Annotated in this window: 15 protein-coding genes; 13 read left to right on the plus strand and 2 right to left on the minus strand. The window is 42.6% G+C overall.

The annotated features are described in order from the left end of the window. Nucleotides 1–11: 11 nt before the first annotated feature. Nucleotides 12–1,097 (minus strand): phage shock protein operon transcriptional activator, encoded by a 1,086-nt coding sequence (gene pspF / locus JF50_RS05860; RefSeq protein ID WP_039608499.1) that lies wholly within the window; start codon nt 1,095–1,097, stop codon nt 12–14. Between the two features lie 183 nt (nt 1,098–1,280). On the opposite strand from pspF, the gene pspA reads away from it, so the two are divergent. The 8 genes from pspA to JF50_RS05900 all read left to right on the plus strand — a co-directional run bounded on the left by pspA (nt 1,281) and on the right by JF50_RS05900 (nt 7,840). Continuing rightward, complete coding sequence (gene pspA, locus JF50_RS05865; RefSeq protein ID WP_023397153.1) at nt 1,281–1,940, plus strand: phage shock protein PspA; 660 nt, start codon at nt 1,281–1,283, stop codon at nt 1,938–1,940. A gap of 75 nt (nt 1,941–2,015) precedes the next feature. Then, nucleotides 2,016–2,249, plus strand: coding sequence for an envelope stress response membrane protein PspB (gene pspB, locus JF50_RS05870; RefSeq protein WP_039608500.1), 234 nt, complete (start codon nt 2,016–2,018; stop codon nt 2,247–2,249). Then, on the plus strand, nt 2,246–2,647 hold the full coding sequence (pspC, locus tag JF50_RS05875; protein WP_039608501.1) for an envelope stress response membrane protein PspC: 402 nt from the start codon (nt 2,246–2,248) through the stop codon (nt 2,645–2,647). Before pspB ends, pspC begins: the two co-directional genes overlap by 4 nt. A 55-nt stretch (nt 2,648–2,702) precedes the next feature. Further along, on the plus strand, nt 2,703–4,109 hold the full coding sequence (locus JF50_RS05880) for a YcjX family protein (RefSeq protein ID WP_039608502.1): 1,407 nt from the start codon (nt 2,703–2,705) through the stop codon (nt 4,107–4,109). Continuing rightward, the gene (locus JF50_RS05885; protein ID WP_039608503.1) at nt 4,106–5,119 is read left to right on the plus strand and encodes a TIGR01620 family protein; all 1,014 of its coding nucleotides are present in this window, start codon (nt 4,106–4,108) and stop codon (nt 5,117–5,119) included. Before JF50_RS05880 ends, JF50_RS05885 begins: the two co-directional genes overlap by 4 nt. A 176-nt stretch (nt 5,120–5,295) precedes the next feature. Continuing rightward, entirely contained in the window at nt 5,296–6,474 is a 1,179-nt protein-coding gene (locus JF50_RS05890; protein ID WP_039608504.1) for a trans-sulfuration enzyme family protein, read from the plus strand. Nucleotides 6,475–6,687: 213 nt separating this feature from the next. Further along, on the plus strand, nt 6,688–7,485 hold the full coding sequence (gene phhA, locus JF50_RS05895) for a phenylalanine 4-monooxygenase (RefSeq protein WP_039608505.1): 798 nt from the start codon (nt 6,688–6,690) through the stop codon (nt 7,483–7,485). A gap of 10 nt (nt 7,486–7,495) precedes the next feature. After that, a complete protein-coding gene (locus tag JF50_RS05900; RefSeq protein WP_039608506.1) occupies nt 7,496–7,840 on the plus strand; it encodes a 4a-hydroxytetrahydrobiopterin dehydratase in 345 nt (114 codons plus the stop codon). An 89-nt stretch (nt 7,841–7,929) separates the two neighbouring features. Here the strand turns inward: JF50_RS05900 and barA are convergent, their stop codons facing one another. Further along, nucleotides 7,930–10,698, minus strand: coding sequence for a two-component sensor histidine kinase BarA (gene barA, locus JF50_RS05905; protein WP_039608507.1), 2,769 nt, complete (start codon nt 10,696–10,698; stop codon nt 7,930–7,932). Between the two features lie 82 nt (nt 10,699–10,780). On the opposite strand from barA, the gene rlmD reads away from it, so the two are divergent. The 5 genes from rlmD to eno all read left to right on the plus strand — a co-directional run bounded on the left by rlmD (nt 10,781) and on the right by eno (nt 18,236). Then, nucleotides 10,781–12,094 (plus strand): 23S rRNA (uracil(1939)-C(5))-methyltransferase RlmD, encoded by a 1,314-nt coding sequence (gene rlmD, locus JF50_RS05910; protein ID WP_039608508.1) that lies wholly within the window; start codon nt 10,781–10,783, stop codon nt 12,092–12,094. Between the two features lie 7 nt (nt 12,095–12,101). Next, on the plus strand, nt 12,102–14,258 hold the full coding sequence (gene relA / locus JF50_RS05915) for a GTP diphosphokinase (protein WP_039608509.1): 2,157 nt from the start codon (nt 12,102–12,104) through the stop codon (nt 14,256–14,258). A gap of 9 nt (nt 14,259–14,267) precedes the next feature. After that, nucleotides 14,268–15,047, plus strand: a complete 780-nt coding sequence (gene mazG, locus JF50_RS05920) for a nucleoside triphosphate pyrophosphohydrolase (RefSeq protein WP_039608510.1) — start codon at nt 14,268–14,270, stop codon at nt 15,045–15,047. A gap of 114 nt (nt 15,048–15,161) precedes the next feature. Continuing rightward, nucleotides 15,162–16,796 carry a CTP synthase gene (locus JF50_RS05925; protein WP_039608511.1) on the plus strand — a complete coding sequence of 545 codons (1,635 nt, stop codon included), beginning with the start codon at nt 15,162–15,164 and terminating at the stop codon, nt 16,794–16,796. A 147-nt stretch (nt 16,797–16,943) separates the two neighbouring features. Next, a complete protein-coding gene (gene eno, locus JF50_RS05930; RefSeq protein WP_039608512.1) occupies nt 16,944–18,236 on the plus strand; it encodes a phosphopyruvate hydratase in 1,293 nt (430 codons plus the stop codon). The last annotated feature ends 192 nt before the right edge of the window (nt 18,237–18,428 follow it).

Raw genomic sequence — 18,428 nt, forward strand, 5'->3', positions numbered from 1 at the left:
GGCGACCACAGCTAAGCCTCTTGTTGTGAGTCTAACAAATTGTATTTTTTCAAATATCCCCTTAGTTGATGATACGTCAATCCAAGGTTTTGTGCAGTTTTCTTTTGATTAAATTGACTGAATTCAAGTGCTTTTTTGAGTAAGTCAATTTCGTAGTCACTTGAGAGAGTTTTTAAATCGCAAGGGAAGCTTTGTGATGTAACAGGCGAAGATGCGTTTTCAGTAATATCCAATGGCTCTTTTTCACCTATTTGTGGCTGTGATATGTGAGGTTGTGCTTCATTTTTTTGCGCTTTTATTCTCTGCTGTGGCCGATAAGGGCTTTCAAAAGGGTCAAACGTAATGTGATGCACTGCAAGGTGCTCGTTGCCATGGCGATATAAGCTTCTCTCTATCACGTTTTTCAGTTCGCGAATATTGCCCGGCCAATCATACTCAAGCAATGCCTCAGTCGCTTTGCGAGTAAATCCGCTAAAGAGTGACCAGCCAAGATCTCTGGCCATATTAATTGCAAAGTGTTCTGCAAGTAGCAATATATCTTCTTGGCGTGCGCGTAGCGGTGGTAAGGTGATCACGTCGAATGCAAGCCTGTCTAATAAGTCATGTCTGAACTCCCCCTGTTCAGCAAGGCTTGGTAAGTCTTCATTGGTTGCACAGACTAGCCTGGTATCAACTTTGACAGTTTGTTTGCCCCCCACGCGTTCAAATTCGCCATACTCAATGACACGTAACAGTTTCTCTTGCACCATTGCTGATGTATTGGCCAATTCATCCAAAAATAGTGTGCCCCCATTAGCGCGTTCAAAGCGTCCTTCATGACGTTTATTGGCGCCAGTAAAGGCACCTGATTCATGGCCAAACAATTCACTTTCAAGTAAGTTTTCGTTTAATGCTGCACAATTGAGCTTGACGTAGTTTTGGTCCCACCTTTCAGATAAAAAGTGTAATCGTGCTGCGATGAGCTCTTTACCTGTCCCACGTTCACCTATAATGAGCACTGGTTTTTCTAATGGAGCAAGTTGAGAGACCTGATCTAATACAGCTAAAAAGCTATCAGATTGGCCGAGTAAATTATCCTGCTGACGGAACTGACTCATATTTGACTAACTCTTGGTTTTTTTGACTAACATCTAGTTTATTTGAAAAAAAACGGGATGGGTAGCTTTTTATTATAATTATAAGTTGTTGAAATTTATTGTTTATTTTTCTTTTTAAAGTTGGCAAGCTTATTGATACATATTTATCAGCAATATAATTCACAACCAATGAGGTAAAAGATTATGGGAATTTTTTCACGTTTTGCTGACATCGTAAATTCTAATATTAATGCAATCTTGGATAAAGCGGAAGATCCAGAAAAAATGGTTAAACTGATCATCCAAGAAATGGAAGACACGTTAGTAGAAGTGCGCTCTACTTCTGCAAAGACACTCGCTGAGAAGAAAGAGCTAGAAAGACGCGTTGAGCAATTAAATGGTCAAGCCAATGACTGGCAGGAAAAAGCGGAATTAGCACTGACAAAAGAGCGCGAAGATCTTGCAAGAGCGGCGTTACTTGAAAAACAAAAGGCGTCGGATGCAGCACAAAGCGTTGCTGAAGAACTTAGTCATGTCGAGTCACACATCGAGAAATTACAGCAAGAAGTGACCACACTGCAAGAGAAGCTAGCTGATGCGAAAGCACGACAGCAAGCGATTGTGCTACGTCAACGCTCAGCAGAGTCTCGCTTAGATGTTAAAAAGGCATTAGACAGCACGAAAGTTGAAGATGCATTGAATCGTTTTGAGCGCTACGAAAATAAAATTGATGGTTTGGAAGCGCAGGTCGAGTCATATGACTTGGGTAAAAAATCGTTAGCAGATGAAATTGCAGATCTACAAAAAAATGAAAAAGTAGATGATGAGCTTGAAGCTTTAAAAAAGAAACTTGCAAATAAGTGAACATAATGGCACCTACTGTTACAGTAGGTGCAATACACAAATACGCTGCCAAGACTAAATAAACAGGAGAAGATTATGTTTGACGCAGAGATACTAGTAGCCCCAATTATTCTTTTTATGCTCGTGGTGGCTCCGCTGTGGCTCATTCTTCATTACAAAAGTAAAAAACAGGTGAGTCAGGGGCTAAGTGAGCATGAACATCGCCAGCTTATCGAGTTGGCAAATAAAGCAGAAAAGATGGCAGAGCGCGTTGAAACATTGGAGGCGCTGTTAGATCAAGAATCACCAGATTGGAGGCGCAAAGTATGAGTCACAAACGCAGAGAGTTATATCGCGACCCAAAACGAGGCAAGTTAGCGGGTGTATGTGCAGGTCTTAGTGATTATTTTAACATGGAACTTTGGCTGGTACGTATTCTCTTTGTAACAGCGGTCTTGTTATCGGGTGGTCCTCTATTTGTCGTTATTTATATTGCCTGCTGGTTTATTTTAGACCGCAAGGCGCCAGAGCTGGAAAACACTGCCAATAGTTATGAAACGGATCCTGTCTCAGTGAAATTTAAAGTATGGCAAAAAGGTGAGCCGCCACGCCAAGCTTTGTTTGATTTGAAAGATAGGTTGGGTAAGCTAGATGGCCGCATTCAGTCAATGGAGCAGTATGTGACGTCACCTGAATTTACGGTCAAAAGGGAAATAAATAAGTTGTAATGGTACGTGGCGAATAGTCGCCACGCCACTTAAACGATAGGGATTTGTAATTAGTATGAGCGTGAAACGTGTTACTCATAAGGCACTTGAAAAACTGCAAAGTAAAGCGCAAAAAACATTACAGCGCTCATTAGATCAACATGTTAAATTAGCCGTTACTGGGTTTAGTGGCAGCGGTAAAACCGCTTTTATTACTGCCTTGGTTAAACACCTGACAACTCAGGCAAACAGTCAGAACCTGCCATTTTTTGATGTGATCAGAGAGCAGCGCCTTATTGCTTGTAAACAGGTGCCACAAAAAGCGCTCGATATCCCCACATTTGATTACACCACAGCGTCCGCACATCTCATGCAGACACCACCTAGTTGGCCACCTTCGACAGAACGAATTAACACACTGACGTTAGCTCTCAAGTTTCAAAGCCGCAGTGGTCTGCGTCAACATATTGCAAACGACCATACCTTACATCTAGAGTTGATTGACTATCCTGGTGAGTGGTTGATGGATCTACCGCTATTAAATATGACATATGAGCAGTGGAGTAGAGCACAACTAGATATATTATCTACTCCCGGCTATGACACATATTGTGCGGCGTTTTTATCAGCACTCAATCAGTTTGATGCCAGCGTTGCGATTAATATGGCTGAATTAGACGAGCTCTCAGCACTTTATCAAAGCACCCTTATTCAACTTAAAACACACACAAAAGTCGCTCAGTTGCAACCTGGCAGAATGTTGATCCCTGGTGATTTAGCTGGCGCGCCCATTATTCAGTTTTTTCCTTTATTGACACATGGTCAGTACCATGATGAGAGTCAATATAAGCAATTGGAAAACCGCTTTGAAGCTTATAAAAAGCAGGTGATCATGCCATTTTATAAAGATCATTTTTGCGCATTTGACCGACAATTAGTATTGGTTGATATTTTGGGAGCGTTAAATGATGGGCCAGCGACGCTTGCACAGACTAAACTCGCGTTAAAAGAGACTGTAGGTATGTTCCAACATGGTAAAAGCGGCCTATTACAACGATTGTTTAAACCTAAGATAGATAAAGTACTATTTGCGGTCAATAAGTGTGACGCTGTAGCTTTACCAGAACAAGATAACCTGACACGCCTGTTACATGAGCTTTTATGTGAGCAAGAAAATGAGCTTAAATTTTCGGGCGTGACAGTGGATACGATGACCATTTCATCGGTGAAAAGTTGCCAATCTAAACAAGTCAATGAGTCGGGGAAGACGTTACATTGTGTGTATGGCCGACCATTGAGTGAGCCTGAATATATAACCTATTTACCACCAGAGCCACCAGAGCATGTGCTTTCAGCTTCTCAATGGCCCCAGGAAGGCTTTAATTTTCTATCTTTTTACCCACTTCCAGCTCATCAAGGGCAGCTTGAACATATTCGCTTAGACCACACTTTACAGTTTTTGATTGGAGATAAGCTCACATGACGGACTCACAAAAAAGATTTGCAGGCAGGCGCATAGAAACGGAACAACCCGAGGCGCATTTGTCTACAAGCCCAAGATTGGGTGAGCGTATAGAGTGTGATGCTGTGCCTGTGAGCACAGAGCAAACGTTCGAACCGTTCTCAGGTGATGAGTCAGTTGAACAGAGTGTACAACCGAGTAAATCAAAACTTGGTTGGCGACATGGCTTGGTGTTTAGTTTGGCGATTCTAATACCTATAGAGCTGGCGTTAACCGTTTATGGTGCTTTTCAGCAAAACGTTATTCTAGCAAGTGTGTACTTACTTTTTATGGCCTCATTGATTGCCTGGAGTGGTAAATTTCTGCTAAAAGAGGCGAAGGCTTTACGTACATTAAAGCAATTAGAGCAGCGTCGAGAACACGCATTGAGACTGTTAAATAGTAATCAAATTGGTGAGGCACAGGCTTGGCTGAAGCCGGTGCTAGCGAAGTTGCCCAAAAGCGAGGTTACGACGTTTCAACAAAGCGTGAAGAGTCATTATACAGATCAGGAAATATTGCAACTGTACGAAGTGACGGTGTTGCAAGCGCAAGATGAGCAAGCGAGAAAAATGATTGCTGACTATGCAACCACATCGGCGCTGATGGTGGCACTTAGTCCAATGGCCATTACAGATATGCTAGCCGTATTGTGGCGTGGTGTTAGTTTGATTGAAAAGCTGAGTCTGCATTATGGGATCACATTGGGCTATCGTAGTCGTATAAAATTATATAAGTTGCTAGCCAAGCAAATCGTGTTTGTGGGGGCATCTGAGTTGCTCAGCGATCTTGCTGCGACGAGTTTAGGTGCAGAACTGCTTGGTAAACTCTCAGCCAGATCGGCTCAAGGACTCAGCGCGGGTGTTTTTACTGCCAGACTGGGTTACAAAGCAATGGCGCTATGCAGGCCAATTCCGAGTATGAAAAATAAAACAAACTTCTTATCTGATTTTGCAAAAAAACTAACAAACCAATTAATTAAACAAAACTAACTGAGCTGGTGCGCATAGGTGGTTGCGGTTTAAGTGACAACATATGTGTACAGGCTAAACAGATTAATCTTTCTCACTTAGACTTCTGAACTTCCAGCATGCTTGTACATTTATCCATCATGGAATATCTAATTACATAAGATATAAACATTTTGAATAATAACAACAGGCAAGCAATGAAGAAGTTACATGATTATACCAACTGTATACACGGTCCACACCACGCAAATGATCCACATGGTGCATTAACAGCACCTTTGTACCAAACATCAACATTTAAATTTGAAAGTACAGCGCAGGGGGCTGCACGATTTGCAGGAGAAGAAGCGGGTTACATTTATACGCGCCTTGGTAATCCAACAACGCGAGAGCTTGAAGAAAAGCTCGCACAATTAGAAGAAATGGAAGATGCGGCAGCAACAGCCACGGGAATGGGGGCCGTGTCTGCATCGGTGCTCAGTTTTTTACAGCACGGTGATCATTTAATTGCCTCGAGTGCGTTGTATGGATGTAGTTTTGCATTATTTGCACATATGCTACCTAAATTTGGCATTGAGGTCAGTTTTGTCGATATGACAGATGAAGCAGCGCTCGCAAATGCCATTCAGCCAAATAGTAAAATGTTATTTGCAGAAACACCGATAAATCCAAATATGACAGTATTGGATTTAGCTATGTTGGGCCAGTTTGCGAAAAGGCATAATTTAATTAGCGTGGTTGACAATACCTTTATGACGCCTTTGCTGCAAAAGCCAAATCGTTATGGCATTGATATTGTGATCCACAGCGCCACTAAATATTTAAATGGTCATGGTGACGTTGTTGCGGGGATCGTATGTGGTAGTAAAGAGCATATTGAAACCATCAAGTTAACAGTATTGAAGGACATTGGAGCGACGATAAGCCCACATGATGCTTGGTTGATCAATCGCGGTTTAAAAACGCTGCATGTTCGCATAGAGCGTCACTGTCAAAGTGCTCAAAAAGTTGCGGAGTTCTTAGAAGACCACGCAAAAGTAGAGAGAGTCTATTACCCTGGGTTGGCATCTCATCCTGGACATAAATACTTAGGTGAGCAAATGAAAGGCGCAGGTGGTGTAATCGCCTTTGAAATTAAAGGTACACTGGCTGATGGTGAAGCTTTTATTAATGCCACTTCACTATGTACCTTAGCGGTTAGTCTTGGTGATCCTGAAACGTTAATTCAGCACCCTGCATCGATGACGCATTCACCTTATACCCAAGAAGAGCGTTTAGCTGCAGGGATCTCTGATGGGCTCATTCGTATCTCTGTTGGTCTTGAAGCGGTTGAAGATATCATCTTGGACCTAAAAAGTGCATTTGATCGTATATAAAAGTTTACGGTGGTGTTGCTTGTAATGCCTATAAAGTAAGGGGTGTATTATTTTGTGTTCAATTGTGTAATTTTTAATTTACGATTTTAGAGTTCTGTAGGTGGGCCATTTTGGGCCTACCTATTAATATTTTGCTCACTTTTACTTAGTATCGAAATAACAGGTTTGAATGCTCCACCACAAGAAGTGGAGATCGAGATAAAGAAGGTTACTATGGCTAAATCTAGTAAATACACTTCCAAGCAGCCTAATGAGCAAGGCGTCATTGAGTGGAGTGAAGAAGAGAATAAAATTTGGTCTGAGCTAGTTGCAAGACAGCTTAAATGCATTGAGGGAAAAGCGTGTGATGAATATATGGAAGGTCTAAAGAAGATCAACCTACCTCATGACCGCATTCCTCAACTACATGAAATTAACGCTGTACTTGAAAGAGAAACTGGTTGGCAAGTGGCCCCCGTACCAGCACTGATCGACTTTGATGAATTCTTTAGATTGCTTGCCAATAAACAATTCCCAGTAGCCACGTTTATTCGATCTCGTGAAGAGTTTGATTACCTTCAAGAACCTGATATTTTCCATGAAATATTTGGTCACTGTGCCATGTTAACAAACTCTGCATTTGCTGAGTTTACACACAAATATGGCAAGTTGGGTTACGCAGCAGAGAAAAAAGATCGCGTTTATCTTGCTCGTTTGTACTGGTTTACAGTCGAGTTTGGTTTGATGCAAACTGACAATGGTTTGCGTATTTACGGCGGCGGTATTTTATCAAGTCCTGGCGAAACTCAATATGTGTATTCTGATACACCTGAGATCAATAAACTTGAAGTTTTAGATGTACTACGTACACCATATCGTATTGATATCATGCAGCCTTTATACTACACCATTAATTCGATAGATGATCTATTTGATATTTCACAGATGGATATCATGGCTTTAGTTGAGAAAGCAAAAGAATTAGGGCTGTTTGAGCCAAAATTTCCACCTAAAAATAAATTAGCAAGTTAAGGAACCCCCCATGTCTGATTTAAGTGCACAAAAATGTGAAGCGTGTCGTGCGGATGCGCCAAAAGTGTCAGATGAAGAGTTAGCAGTACTGATTAAGCAGATCCCTGATTGGGTACCTGAAGTACGCGACGGTATCATGCAACTAGAAAGAGTGTATAAGTTTAAAAACTTCAAACTAGCACTAGAGTTCACAAATAAAGTAGGTGATATGGCAGAAGATGAAGGCCACCATCCTGGTTTATTAACTGAATGGGGTAAAGTAACAGTAACTTGGTGGAGTCATTCAATTAAAGGTCTTCACAAGAATGACTTTATTTGTGCAGCAAAAACAGACGAAGTTTTTGCAGCACTATAAGATTTTATTTCGGAATGTTAAGGGCGCCATGTGCGCCTTTTTTATTGCTTGTAGGAAATTAACCGCGCAATTTCCTACCGCGTGATGCATTACAAGCTAGATGTGGCGGTAATTTCAGCATCGTTATTGAGGTTAGTGAGTTCATCAATGAGATCTAAAACCTCGGGTTCAACATAGTCAAAACCCTTGTCTTGTTTTAACGCCGTTTCGATGGTTTCCGCTAAAGCTTTTAACTTAGGTACGCCCGTGTAGCAACATGCGCCGTGAAATTTGTGAATTACCTTTAATAATAATTCAGGATCTTCTTGTTCACTGGCCTCATTGAGGTGCTCTATGGTTTCAGGCACACTCTGTAACAACATATTGAGCATTTCGAGTGCTAAATGAGGTTTATTACCAGAGCGCTGCAAAGCCAGGTTCCAATCTAGCAAGTGACTTTCAAAAGGCGCTACACTGCTGACCATCTGTTCTTCTTTTTGCGCTCGCTCGACAGGTGAGGTTGCACTGTGATCACAGATGATCTGTTTGAGCATATCTTCATCAATGGGCTTGGTCATATATCCGCTAAACCCATCTTTGACCAACTGCTCTTTTTCTCCTGCGAGTGCGTGGGCAGTGACAGCAATAATGGGGGTATCATCATTCATCGATGACTCTTTAATACTTATACAGGCTGTTATGCCGTCCATAATTGGCATCTGAATATCCATAAATATCAAGTCATATTTATGTGTTTTGCAAAGTCCAACGGCCTGCGCACCGTTGTGGGCAGTTTCAATGGTTTCAACTTGCTCTTCTAACAAAGTATAGAGCAACTTTAAGTTAGCGTCATTGTCGTCTGCAATGAGTACTTTAAGCGGTAAGTGGGTGGCGCTGTCTGTTTCGATGGAAAGATCTGGGTGATCCAAGCGATAGGGCGCCGCAAGCATTTCACAGAGTTTCCTGTGATGGAGTGGCTTGCTAATACATGCATCAGCACCGCTACCAATTAATGATTCCCGCATGTTGTGGGAGATGGTGTTGACCATCAGGTATAAGTAATCGGCTTTCTCTCGCGCTTGGCTAATATAGCCTTTCACCGTTTGCATATCATCAACGGTTGCCATATTACCGACCAGGCAAATGTCATAACTAAACTCTTGCGCCAGTGCGTTATAAAAGGCTTCATCGCTGTCACATACAGTTACTTGCATATGCCAGGTTTCAATTTGCGCGATGACTGCATTACGTGTGTGCTCTTGAGGCTCGAAATAAAGTACACGCTTGTTTTCGAGTGGTTTGCAAGGCAAATCATCATTAAAGAGTCGATTTGGCAAATTAAATATGGCATTAAATGTAAAGCAAGAGCCGCTGCCAAGTGCCGAGTTTAATGTGATCCTGCCTTGCATGACTTCAACAATATGTTTGGTGATGATGAGACCGAGCCCGGTTCCTCCAAACTTGCGTGTGATACTGGTATCGGCTTGTGCAAAAGGAGTAAATAACGTGTCCTGCTTTTCTTGCGCTATCCCCAAGCCAGTGTCACTGACAGAGACCAATAATGAAGTTTGAGAGTCACCTTTTAAGCGGTGGCTGATATCAACCTTAACCGAGCCTTTTTCAGTAAATTTAATGGCATTACTAATCAAGTTAATCAGTACTTGTTTAAAGCGCGTTGGATCTCCGACTAGGTTGTCAGGCACTTGCCGGTTGACAGCAATGGACAATTCTAGCTGTTTTTCATATGCGCTAGGGGCAAGTAAAGTCATGACTTCATTCACCGCATCGCGCAGTTGGAACTGTATATTCTCCAGCTCCATGGCACCCGCTTCTAATTTTGAGAAATCAAGAATATCACTGATGATGGTAAGTAGACTATTTGCTGAAAGCTCTATGGTATCTAAGTAATCTTTTTGGTGTTTGTTTAAAGGCGTTTTGTAAAGCTGTCGGGTAAATCCAATGACTCCGTTGAGTGGTGTTCTGAGTTCATGACTCATCTTAGCCAAGAAATCAGATTTAACACGGTTGGCAACTTGGGCTTCTTTTTTTGCAATATTCAGCTGAATATTCTGCGTTTCGTACTGCTCTAAAGTTTCTCGGTAGTCGCTGGTGGCTTGATCGATGTGCTTTTGCATTTCATCTCTCTGTCCGACCATTTTTTCACTGATAGTGATTAAGCCTTGGCGCATCATATCAAACTCGCCTTGCATTTGCTCATTGACGCCAATGTCAGTTTTACCTTCGATGAGCTTGTCAGTCGCCAGTTGCAATTGAGAAAGCGGAGTAGAAAAAGTCCGGCTTAGACGGGTTGAGAGAAAGATACTTAAAAACAATGCGGCAAGAATGATTGTACCGCTTAATAGCAAGGCCTTTTGTTGGCCAATGATGGCTTGATCTTGACTTATCTCCACCATTAAAACGGCAATTGTTTGGGCATGGGCGTCCGTCCATGTTTCTCCAATTCCATAGTGTTTAACCGGTGCAAAAATGATGTAGTTGTTACGTAGCTTCTGCGCTTCGGTAGCATGTAGTGCGGCTACGTTTCCACGATAGTGTAAATCATTAAATTCACTGTGGTAATTACTCGTCATAATCAGCTGGTTGTGCAAATCAAAAACCGCAATACTGTTGACTAGAGCAGCATGTTGGTTATGGGCTTTGGTAATAATACTGTGTAGCTTGGCTTTATCTTTAGAATCGAGTGGTTGCTCAACGGTCATGGCCAGTGAGTTAGCAATACTGGTACCTTGCTGTTTTAGGATTTGTTCAAGCTCTACGTAGCGATTTATAGTAAAATATCCACCAAGTATTAAACCGATTAACACCGTCGGGATCAGGGTAAGCAATAAAACGCTATCGCGTAAGCTTAATTTAGACATATTGAGCGATATAAAACTTTGATAATTATGAACTCTAGAGTAGCGAGTTCATAGGTGTTTAGCAATGTATAAGGGGCGGTACATGGCACAAATTTTTCGTGCTAAAAAAACATCTGGCAAGGGTCAGGTGATTGAAGTAGAAATTGAGTCGCTTGATCACCAAGGGCGAGGTGTTACGAAGCACAATGGCAAAGTTGGTTTTATTGAGGGGGCGCTACCGGGTGAGCGCGTGAAAGTACGTGTATCTCAACAAAAAGCAAAGCTATTTGAGGGGACAGTTGAAAAAGTGCTCATAGCAAGTGCACAGCGCGTAGATGCATTTTGTCCTCACTATCAGCAATGTGGTGGTTGTTCATTGCAACACTTAGAGAAGCCAGCGCAGCTTGGACATAAGCAATTAGCAGTTGAAAAGTTGTTTGCTAAGTTTTCGGGCACCGACACATTACCATGGGCACACCCAATAGAAAGTAACGGTAAACACTATCGTCGAGCTGCGCGTATTGCGACTTACTTTGATAAAAAAGAGAAATTGCTGAACTTGGGCTTTCGCGCAGCAAAATCAAAAAAATTGGTCGATGTGGTCGAGTGTGGCGTGTTAAGTCAGGTATATCAATCCGTTTTTATCGATTTGAGAAAAATATTAAATAGCCACACACAACTAAGAAGTGTCAGTCATGTTCAATTATGTGAAGCTGACAACGCCCCGTATATTCTTTTGCGTCATACCAAAGTGATTGACGATGAAGTAAAACAAGGCGTACGTACTCAGTTTGAGCAAAGAGGGTGGCGAGTCATTTGGGATGATGGCAATGAAGAGCCATATTATTCTGTCTTACCAGAGTATCAAGTTGGTGGCACGGAATTTCAGTTTAGGCTGAATAACTTTATCCAAGTTAATGCTGCAGTTAACTCAGCCATGCTAGATCAAGCGCTGAATTGGCTTGAGTTAACAGGGCAGGAAAAGGTCCTCGATCTGTTTTGTGGCATTGGTAATTTTTCATTATTGTTCGCAAAACATGCAAAGCAAGTTATTGGTGTGGAAGGGGTTGCTTCTTCGGTTGCAATGGCGACGCAAAATGCGCACACTAATGGAATCGACAATGCACAGTTTTTCCAGTTTGACTTGACGCAAGAAATGGCTTCAGCCCAGTGGTTTAACAAAGGCTTAGATACATTGGTACTAGACCCTTCTCGCACCGGAGCGTATGAAGTATTAAAGCAAATGTCACTGCAGCAATTTAGCAAAGTGCTCTATGTGTCATGCGATCCTGTCACCTTGGCACGAGATAGCGCGCTATTAGTGCAAGCTGGATTTACTGTAAGCAAAGTTGCACTGATGGATATGTTTCCTCATACAGGACATATAGAAACAATGGCGTTGTTCCAAAGGAGGTAGTCAAATAATGGTAGCGACTCGCCAATCTCACCATACCACTCTGCCAGCAGATTTTGATGCGCGATTAGCGTTATTAAAATTGTCAGAGGATAAAACCGATCGACTCAGTGAGGCATATGCTTTGTGCCCCGCAGAAACCAATGAAGATCTGTTAGAAAAAGCCATCGAGATGGTAGAGATCTTGGCTGAGCTGAATTTTGACTCAGAATCCCTCGCTGGGGCCTTTTTGACCCCTTATTTTCTTGCTCAGCAACTTGATATTGAAGCGGTTGAAAAAGCGCTTGGCGAAAACATCGCTTTGTTGCTCAAAGGCGTTGAGCAAATGGCGTCAATCAGCACCTTGGCTCATCAGAGCAAAGGCAATGTCCAAATTGATAAAATTCGTCGCATGCTATTGGCGATGGTAGAAGATGTGCGCGCGGTGGTGATCAAGCTTGCGGAGCAGATCTGCTATCTCCGAAGTGTGAAAGACGCGTCTGAAGAAGAGCGTGTAGTTGCAGCAAAAACAACCGCCAATATTTTTGCCCCGCTGGCGAATCGTCTGGGTATTGGCCAACTAAAGTGGGAGCTTGAAGATCTCTCGTTTCGTTATCTACACCCTGACAGCTATAAAACCATTGCTAAAAAGCTGGCTGATAAACGCCTTGCACGAGAAGCGTATATGAGCGACATGGTCTCAGCTGTGCAGCAAAAGCTGGCTGATGCCAATGTAAAAGCTGAAGTGTATGGTCGCCCAAAACACATCTTTAGTATTTACAAAAAGATGTCTCAAAAAAATTATGAGTTTGAGCAGTTATTTGATATCCGCGCTATGCGTATTGTGGTTGACCAATTGCAAGATTGTTACGCGGCATTGGGTATTGTGCATACCAACTGGCGCCATCTGAATAAAGAGTTCGATGATTATGTCGCTACGCCTAAACCCAATGGCTATCAGTCTATACACACTGTTGTATTTGGACCTGAAGGCAAGACAGTCGAAATCCAGATCCGCACGCATGATATGCATAAAGATGCAGAGATGGGGGTCGCGGCACACTGGATGTATAAAGAAGGAGCATTACCTGGGCGCGGTTCTGGCTATGAGCAGAAAATTAGTTGGCTAAGAAAACTACTGCAATGGCAAGAAGAAGTGGTCGATGGCAGCGAGTTTGCCGAGGAACTCAAAAATCAAGTCGTGGAAGATCGCGTTTATGTATTTACACCGCGCGGAGATATTTTTGATTTGCCTTTGGGGTCGACACCGCTGGACTTTGCTTATTATATCCATTCGAATGTGGGTCATCGATGCATTGGTGCCAAGGTGTTTGGCAAGATAGTTCCGTTTACGTATAAGCTGTCGACAGGCGATCAAATAGAAATTTTAACGCAGAAGAATCCATCTCCAAGTCGTGATTGGCTAAACCCATCTTTGGGCTATATATACTCTTCGCGGGCCCGTAGCAAAATTCATCACTGGTTTAAACAGCAAGACAGAGATAAAAATCTGCAAGCGGGTAAGGAGATTTTAGATAGTCACTTACAAAAACTAGATATCAGTTACAAAGAATTAGAGCCAGCCATTGAGCGCTTTAATTTTAAAGAGTTAGATGACTTGATGGTGGCGATTGGTGCCGGTGATGTCCGTATCAATCAATTCTTAAACTTTATTCAGGATAAGCCAGAGGTTGAACCTAAGTTAAAGCTTAGTACGCGTAAAAAGCACAAAGGTGATAAAAACGGGATTGTGGTTGAAGGTGTGGGCAGCTTGCTCAGTCATGTTGCCAAATGTTGTCAGCCTGTGCCTGGCGATGAGATAGTGGGCTATATTACGCAAGGCCGAGGTATCGCGGTACACCGTGCTGATTGTGATTCTTTTGCACACATTACGCAGCAGCATCCTGAACGAGAAATTGCCGTGAGTTGGTCAGAAGATGTGCAATCATTTTATGAGATAACCATCCGTATCGAAGCCAATGACAGACAAGGCCTTATTCGTGATATCAGTGCCATTTTAGCCAATGAAAAAGTCAATGTGCTTAATATGAATGTGCAAACGCAGCATGAAAAAGGGGTTGCCATTTTCACAATGAAAATTGAAGTAGGCGATTTGTCCGCGACGAACCGATTACTGACTAAACTGCTGCAAACCGAAGGTGTGTTTGAAGCGAAGCGACAACATTGAGAATAAGTAATGAGTGAAAATATACATCGACTGCTAGAGATCATGGCCACACTTCGCGACCCACAGAGAGGGTGTGATTGGGATAAGCAGCAAGACTTTAGCTCGATTGTGCCTCATACGCTTGAAGAGGCGCATGAAGTAGCTGATGCCATTGAGCAGCAAGATTATATAGCGCTTAAAGATGAGCTGGGAGATTTGCTATTTCAAGTAATCTTTTATGCTCAACTCGGTAAAGAAGCAGGGCTATTTGATTTTGAGTCCATTGTCGCTGGGCTGAATGACAAACTGGTTAGACGTCACCCCCATGTCTTCGATAAAAAAACGACATTGACAGAGCAGGAACTAGATGCACAGTGGGAAGCGATTAAACAGGCAGAGCGCAAAGAAAAGCCCGAATTTGGTGCCGATGTGATCCAAGGTCTGCCAGCACTCACTCGCGCTAAAAAAATTCAAAAGCGTGCGGCGTCATTAGGGTTTGACTGGCCAGACTATCATGGTGCGTTAGACAAGGTTGAAGAAGAGGTTGATGAAGTGAAAGAAGCCTTGGCACATGACCCCTATTCTGAGCACAGTGCAGAAGAGTTGGGTGATCTATTGTTTGCAACGGTGAATGTCATTCGTCATACGAAACGCGACCCTGAACAACTGTTACGTCAAGCGACACGAAAATTTAGCAATCGCTTTGTACAAATTGAAGGGGTTTTGGCTAAACAAAACTTAACCTTAGAAGACGCAAGCCTTGCACAAATGGATGAGGCTTGGGAGCTGATAAAAAAGCGAGCAAAGTAAATCCGCTGCTTGAGTAGACAATTTTTGCTGGATTGCTAATCACGTTTTTGCTATACTATCGCCCCGTCTTGATTCTTATTTAAATTCCATTTTCCTTGATATTCTAGGGTTCGCATGAGTACAAAATTTATCTTCGTAACGGGCGGAGTTGTTTCCTCCTTGGGTAAAGGTATTGCAGCTGCTTCATTAGCTGCGATTTTAGAGGCACGTGGCCTTAACGTGACTATTCTTAAGCTGGATCCTTATATCAATGTTGACCCGGGCACAATGAGCCCAATTCAGCATGGTGAAGTTTTCGTAACCGAAGACGGGGCGGAAACAGACCTAGACCTTGGTCACTATGAGCGTTTTATTCGCACCAAAATGACGAGTCGTAATAACTTTACGCAAGGTCGTGTATTCGAAGACGTGTTACGCCGTGAGCGTAAGGGTGAATACCTAGGTGCAACAATCCAAGTTATTCCTCATATCACCAATGACATTAAGCGTCGCGTTGTTGAAGGCGCTGAAGGCTACGACATTGCAATCGTAGAGATCGGTGGTACGGTTGGTGATATTGAATCACAGCCATTCCTTGAAGCAATTCGTCAGTTAGGCACAGAGCTTGGCCGTGAGCACGCTTTGTTTATGCACCTAACATTAGTACCTTTCCTTGGTGCTGCAGGTGAAGTGAAAACTAAACCGACTCAGCATTCAGTTAAAGAATTACGTTCAATCGGTATCCAGCCAGATATTCTTGTTTGTCGTTCAAACTGTAAGCTGCCTGCAAATGAAAGAGCAAAAATTGCGCTTTTCACTAACGTAGAAGAAAAAGCGGTTATCTCTCTACAAGACGTAGATAGCATCTATAAGATCCCTGCGTTACTTAAATCACAAGAGCTAGACAACCTAGTTTGTCGCCGTTTCTACCTAGAGTGCCCTGAAGCTGACTTATCTGAGTGGGAGCAGGTACTGTATCAAGAGTCTAACCCTACGGGTGAAGTGACGATTGGTATGGTTGGTAAATATATTGAACTGCCTGATGCATACAAATCAGTGAACGAAGCGTTAAAGCATGCTGGTTTGAAAAACCGCGTTACGGTAAATATCGAATACGTTGATTCTCAGGATATCGAAAGCAAAGGCACTGAACTTCTTGATCACCTTGATGCGATCCTTGTTCCTGGTGGATTTGGTAACCGTGGTGTTGAAGGTAAGATCCTCGCTGCTAAATATGCGCGTGAAAACAAAGTACCATATTTAGGCATTTGCTTGGGTATGCAAGTTGCGCTTATCGAGTATGCACGTAATGTTGCAGGGCTTGAAAACGCAAACTCAACAGAGTTTGATGCTAATACACCTAACCCAGTTGTTGGTTTGATCACTGAGTGGCTTGATGCAGACGGCAATGTTGAAACGCGTACAGAGCAGTCTGATTTAGGTGGTACAATGCGCCTTGGTGCGCAGCTTTGTCACTTAGCTGAAGGTTCAAAGGTTCGAGAAGTATACGGCAATGCAGAAATCACTGAACGTCACCGTCACCGCTACGAAGTGAACAACAACTTTGTTGAGAAACTTGAGCAAGCTGGTTTGGCATTCACTGGCTTATCAGAGGATAAAAAGCTGGTGGAGATCATTGAGAACAAAGATCACCCTTGGTTTATTGCGGCTCAATTCCACCCTGAGTTTACCTCTACCCCGCGTGATGGACACCCATTATTTGAAGGGTTTGTTGGTGCGGCATTTAGCTACCAAAAAGAAAACTCATAAAAGAAAAAGCCGTGCACGAGTGCACGGCTTTTTTGTTTTAATACCTAGTGTATTGCTATGCGACTGAGACACACTAATGCGGTTGCATAGCAATGCGAATTAAGCAGAAATAAAAACACTCACCACTTTGGGAAAAGAGGAATCAAGATGTCAAAAATCGTAAAAGTGATTGGCCGTGAAGTTATGGACTCACGTGGTAACCCAACCGTTGAAGCCGATGTTCATTTAGACTCGGGTGCTTGGGGCCGCGCATGTGCACCATCAGGTGCGTCAACAGGAACTCGCGAAGCACTTGAATTACGTGATGGTGATAAGTCTCGTTACTTGGGTAAAGGTGTACTAACCGCAGTAAACTTCGTAAATAAAGAAATTGCACAAGCGCTAGAGGGTCAAAATGCACTAGAACAACGTGCAGTTGACCAAATTATGCTTGACCTAGATGGTACAGAAAATAAAGAAAAGCTAGGTGCAAACGCAATTTTAGCAGTATCGCTTGCAACAGCTAAAGCGGCTGCGCAAGAGAAAGGCGTTGCTTTGTATGAGCACATTGCAGACATTAATGGCACTGCAGGTCAATTCTCTATGCCAGTACCTATGATGAACATCATCAATGGTGGTGAGCATGCTGACAACAATGTTGATATTCAAGAGTTCATGGTTCAGCCTGTTGGCGCATCAAGTTTCCGTGAAGCACTGCGTATGGGTGCAGAAATCTTCCACAGCTTGAAAAAAGTACTGAGCGCACGTGGCTTAAACACTGCGGTAGGTGATGAAGGTGGTTTTGCACCTGACCTTAAGTCAAATGAAGAAGCACTAGAAGTTATCGTAGAAGCCGTTGCAGCAGCTGGCTACGAAATGAACAAAGACGTAACACTTGCTTTAGACTGTGCGTCTTCAGAGTTTTACAAAGATGGCAAGTATGACCTAAGTGGTGAAGGTAAAGCATTCGATTCAGAAGGCTTTGCAGACTTCCTAGCAGATCTTGCTGCACGTTACCCTATCGTATCTATCGAAGATGGTTTAGATGAGAGCGATTGGGATGGTTGGAAGATCCTAACGGATAAGATCGGCGACAAAGTTCAGCTTGTTGGTGATGATCTGTTCGTAACTAACACGAAGATTTTAAAGCGTGGTATCGATGAGCAAATCGGTAACTCAATCTTGATCAAGTTTAACCAAATCGGTTCTCTTTCAGAGACGCTTGATGCGATTAAGATGGCTCAAGACGCGGGTTTCACAGCTGTTATTTCTCACCGTTCAGGTGAAACTGAAGATGCAACAATCGCAGATCTTGCTGTAGGTACTGCAGCTGGTCAAATCAAAACAGGTTCACTATGCCGTTCAGACCGTGTAGCTAAGTACAACCAGCTACTACGTATTGAAGAAGCACTAGGTGATAAGGCTGTTTACAAAGGTCGTTCAGAGATCAAAGGTCAGTAGAGTTTAATTTCTATTGTTAATAAATCCGCTGTATGAAAATGCAGCGGATTTTTTTGTTTTGTAAATGATGAGATGGGTGTTGTGAGCTGGTTGTTTAGTTGTTAAAATGGGTACGGACATTGTTAACTAATTCAGTTGGCTAATTCATAAATAAGGAATATTTAAAATGAAGTTTAAAAAATCTCTACTATC

Origin of the sequence: Pseudoalteromonas luteoviolacea, from assembly GCF_000814765.1 — a bacterium.
Lineage (GTDB): Bacteria > Pseudomonadota > Gammaproteobacteria > Enterobacterales > Alteromonadaceae > Pseudoalteromonas > Pseudoalteromonas luteoviolacea_H.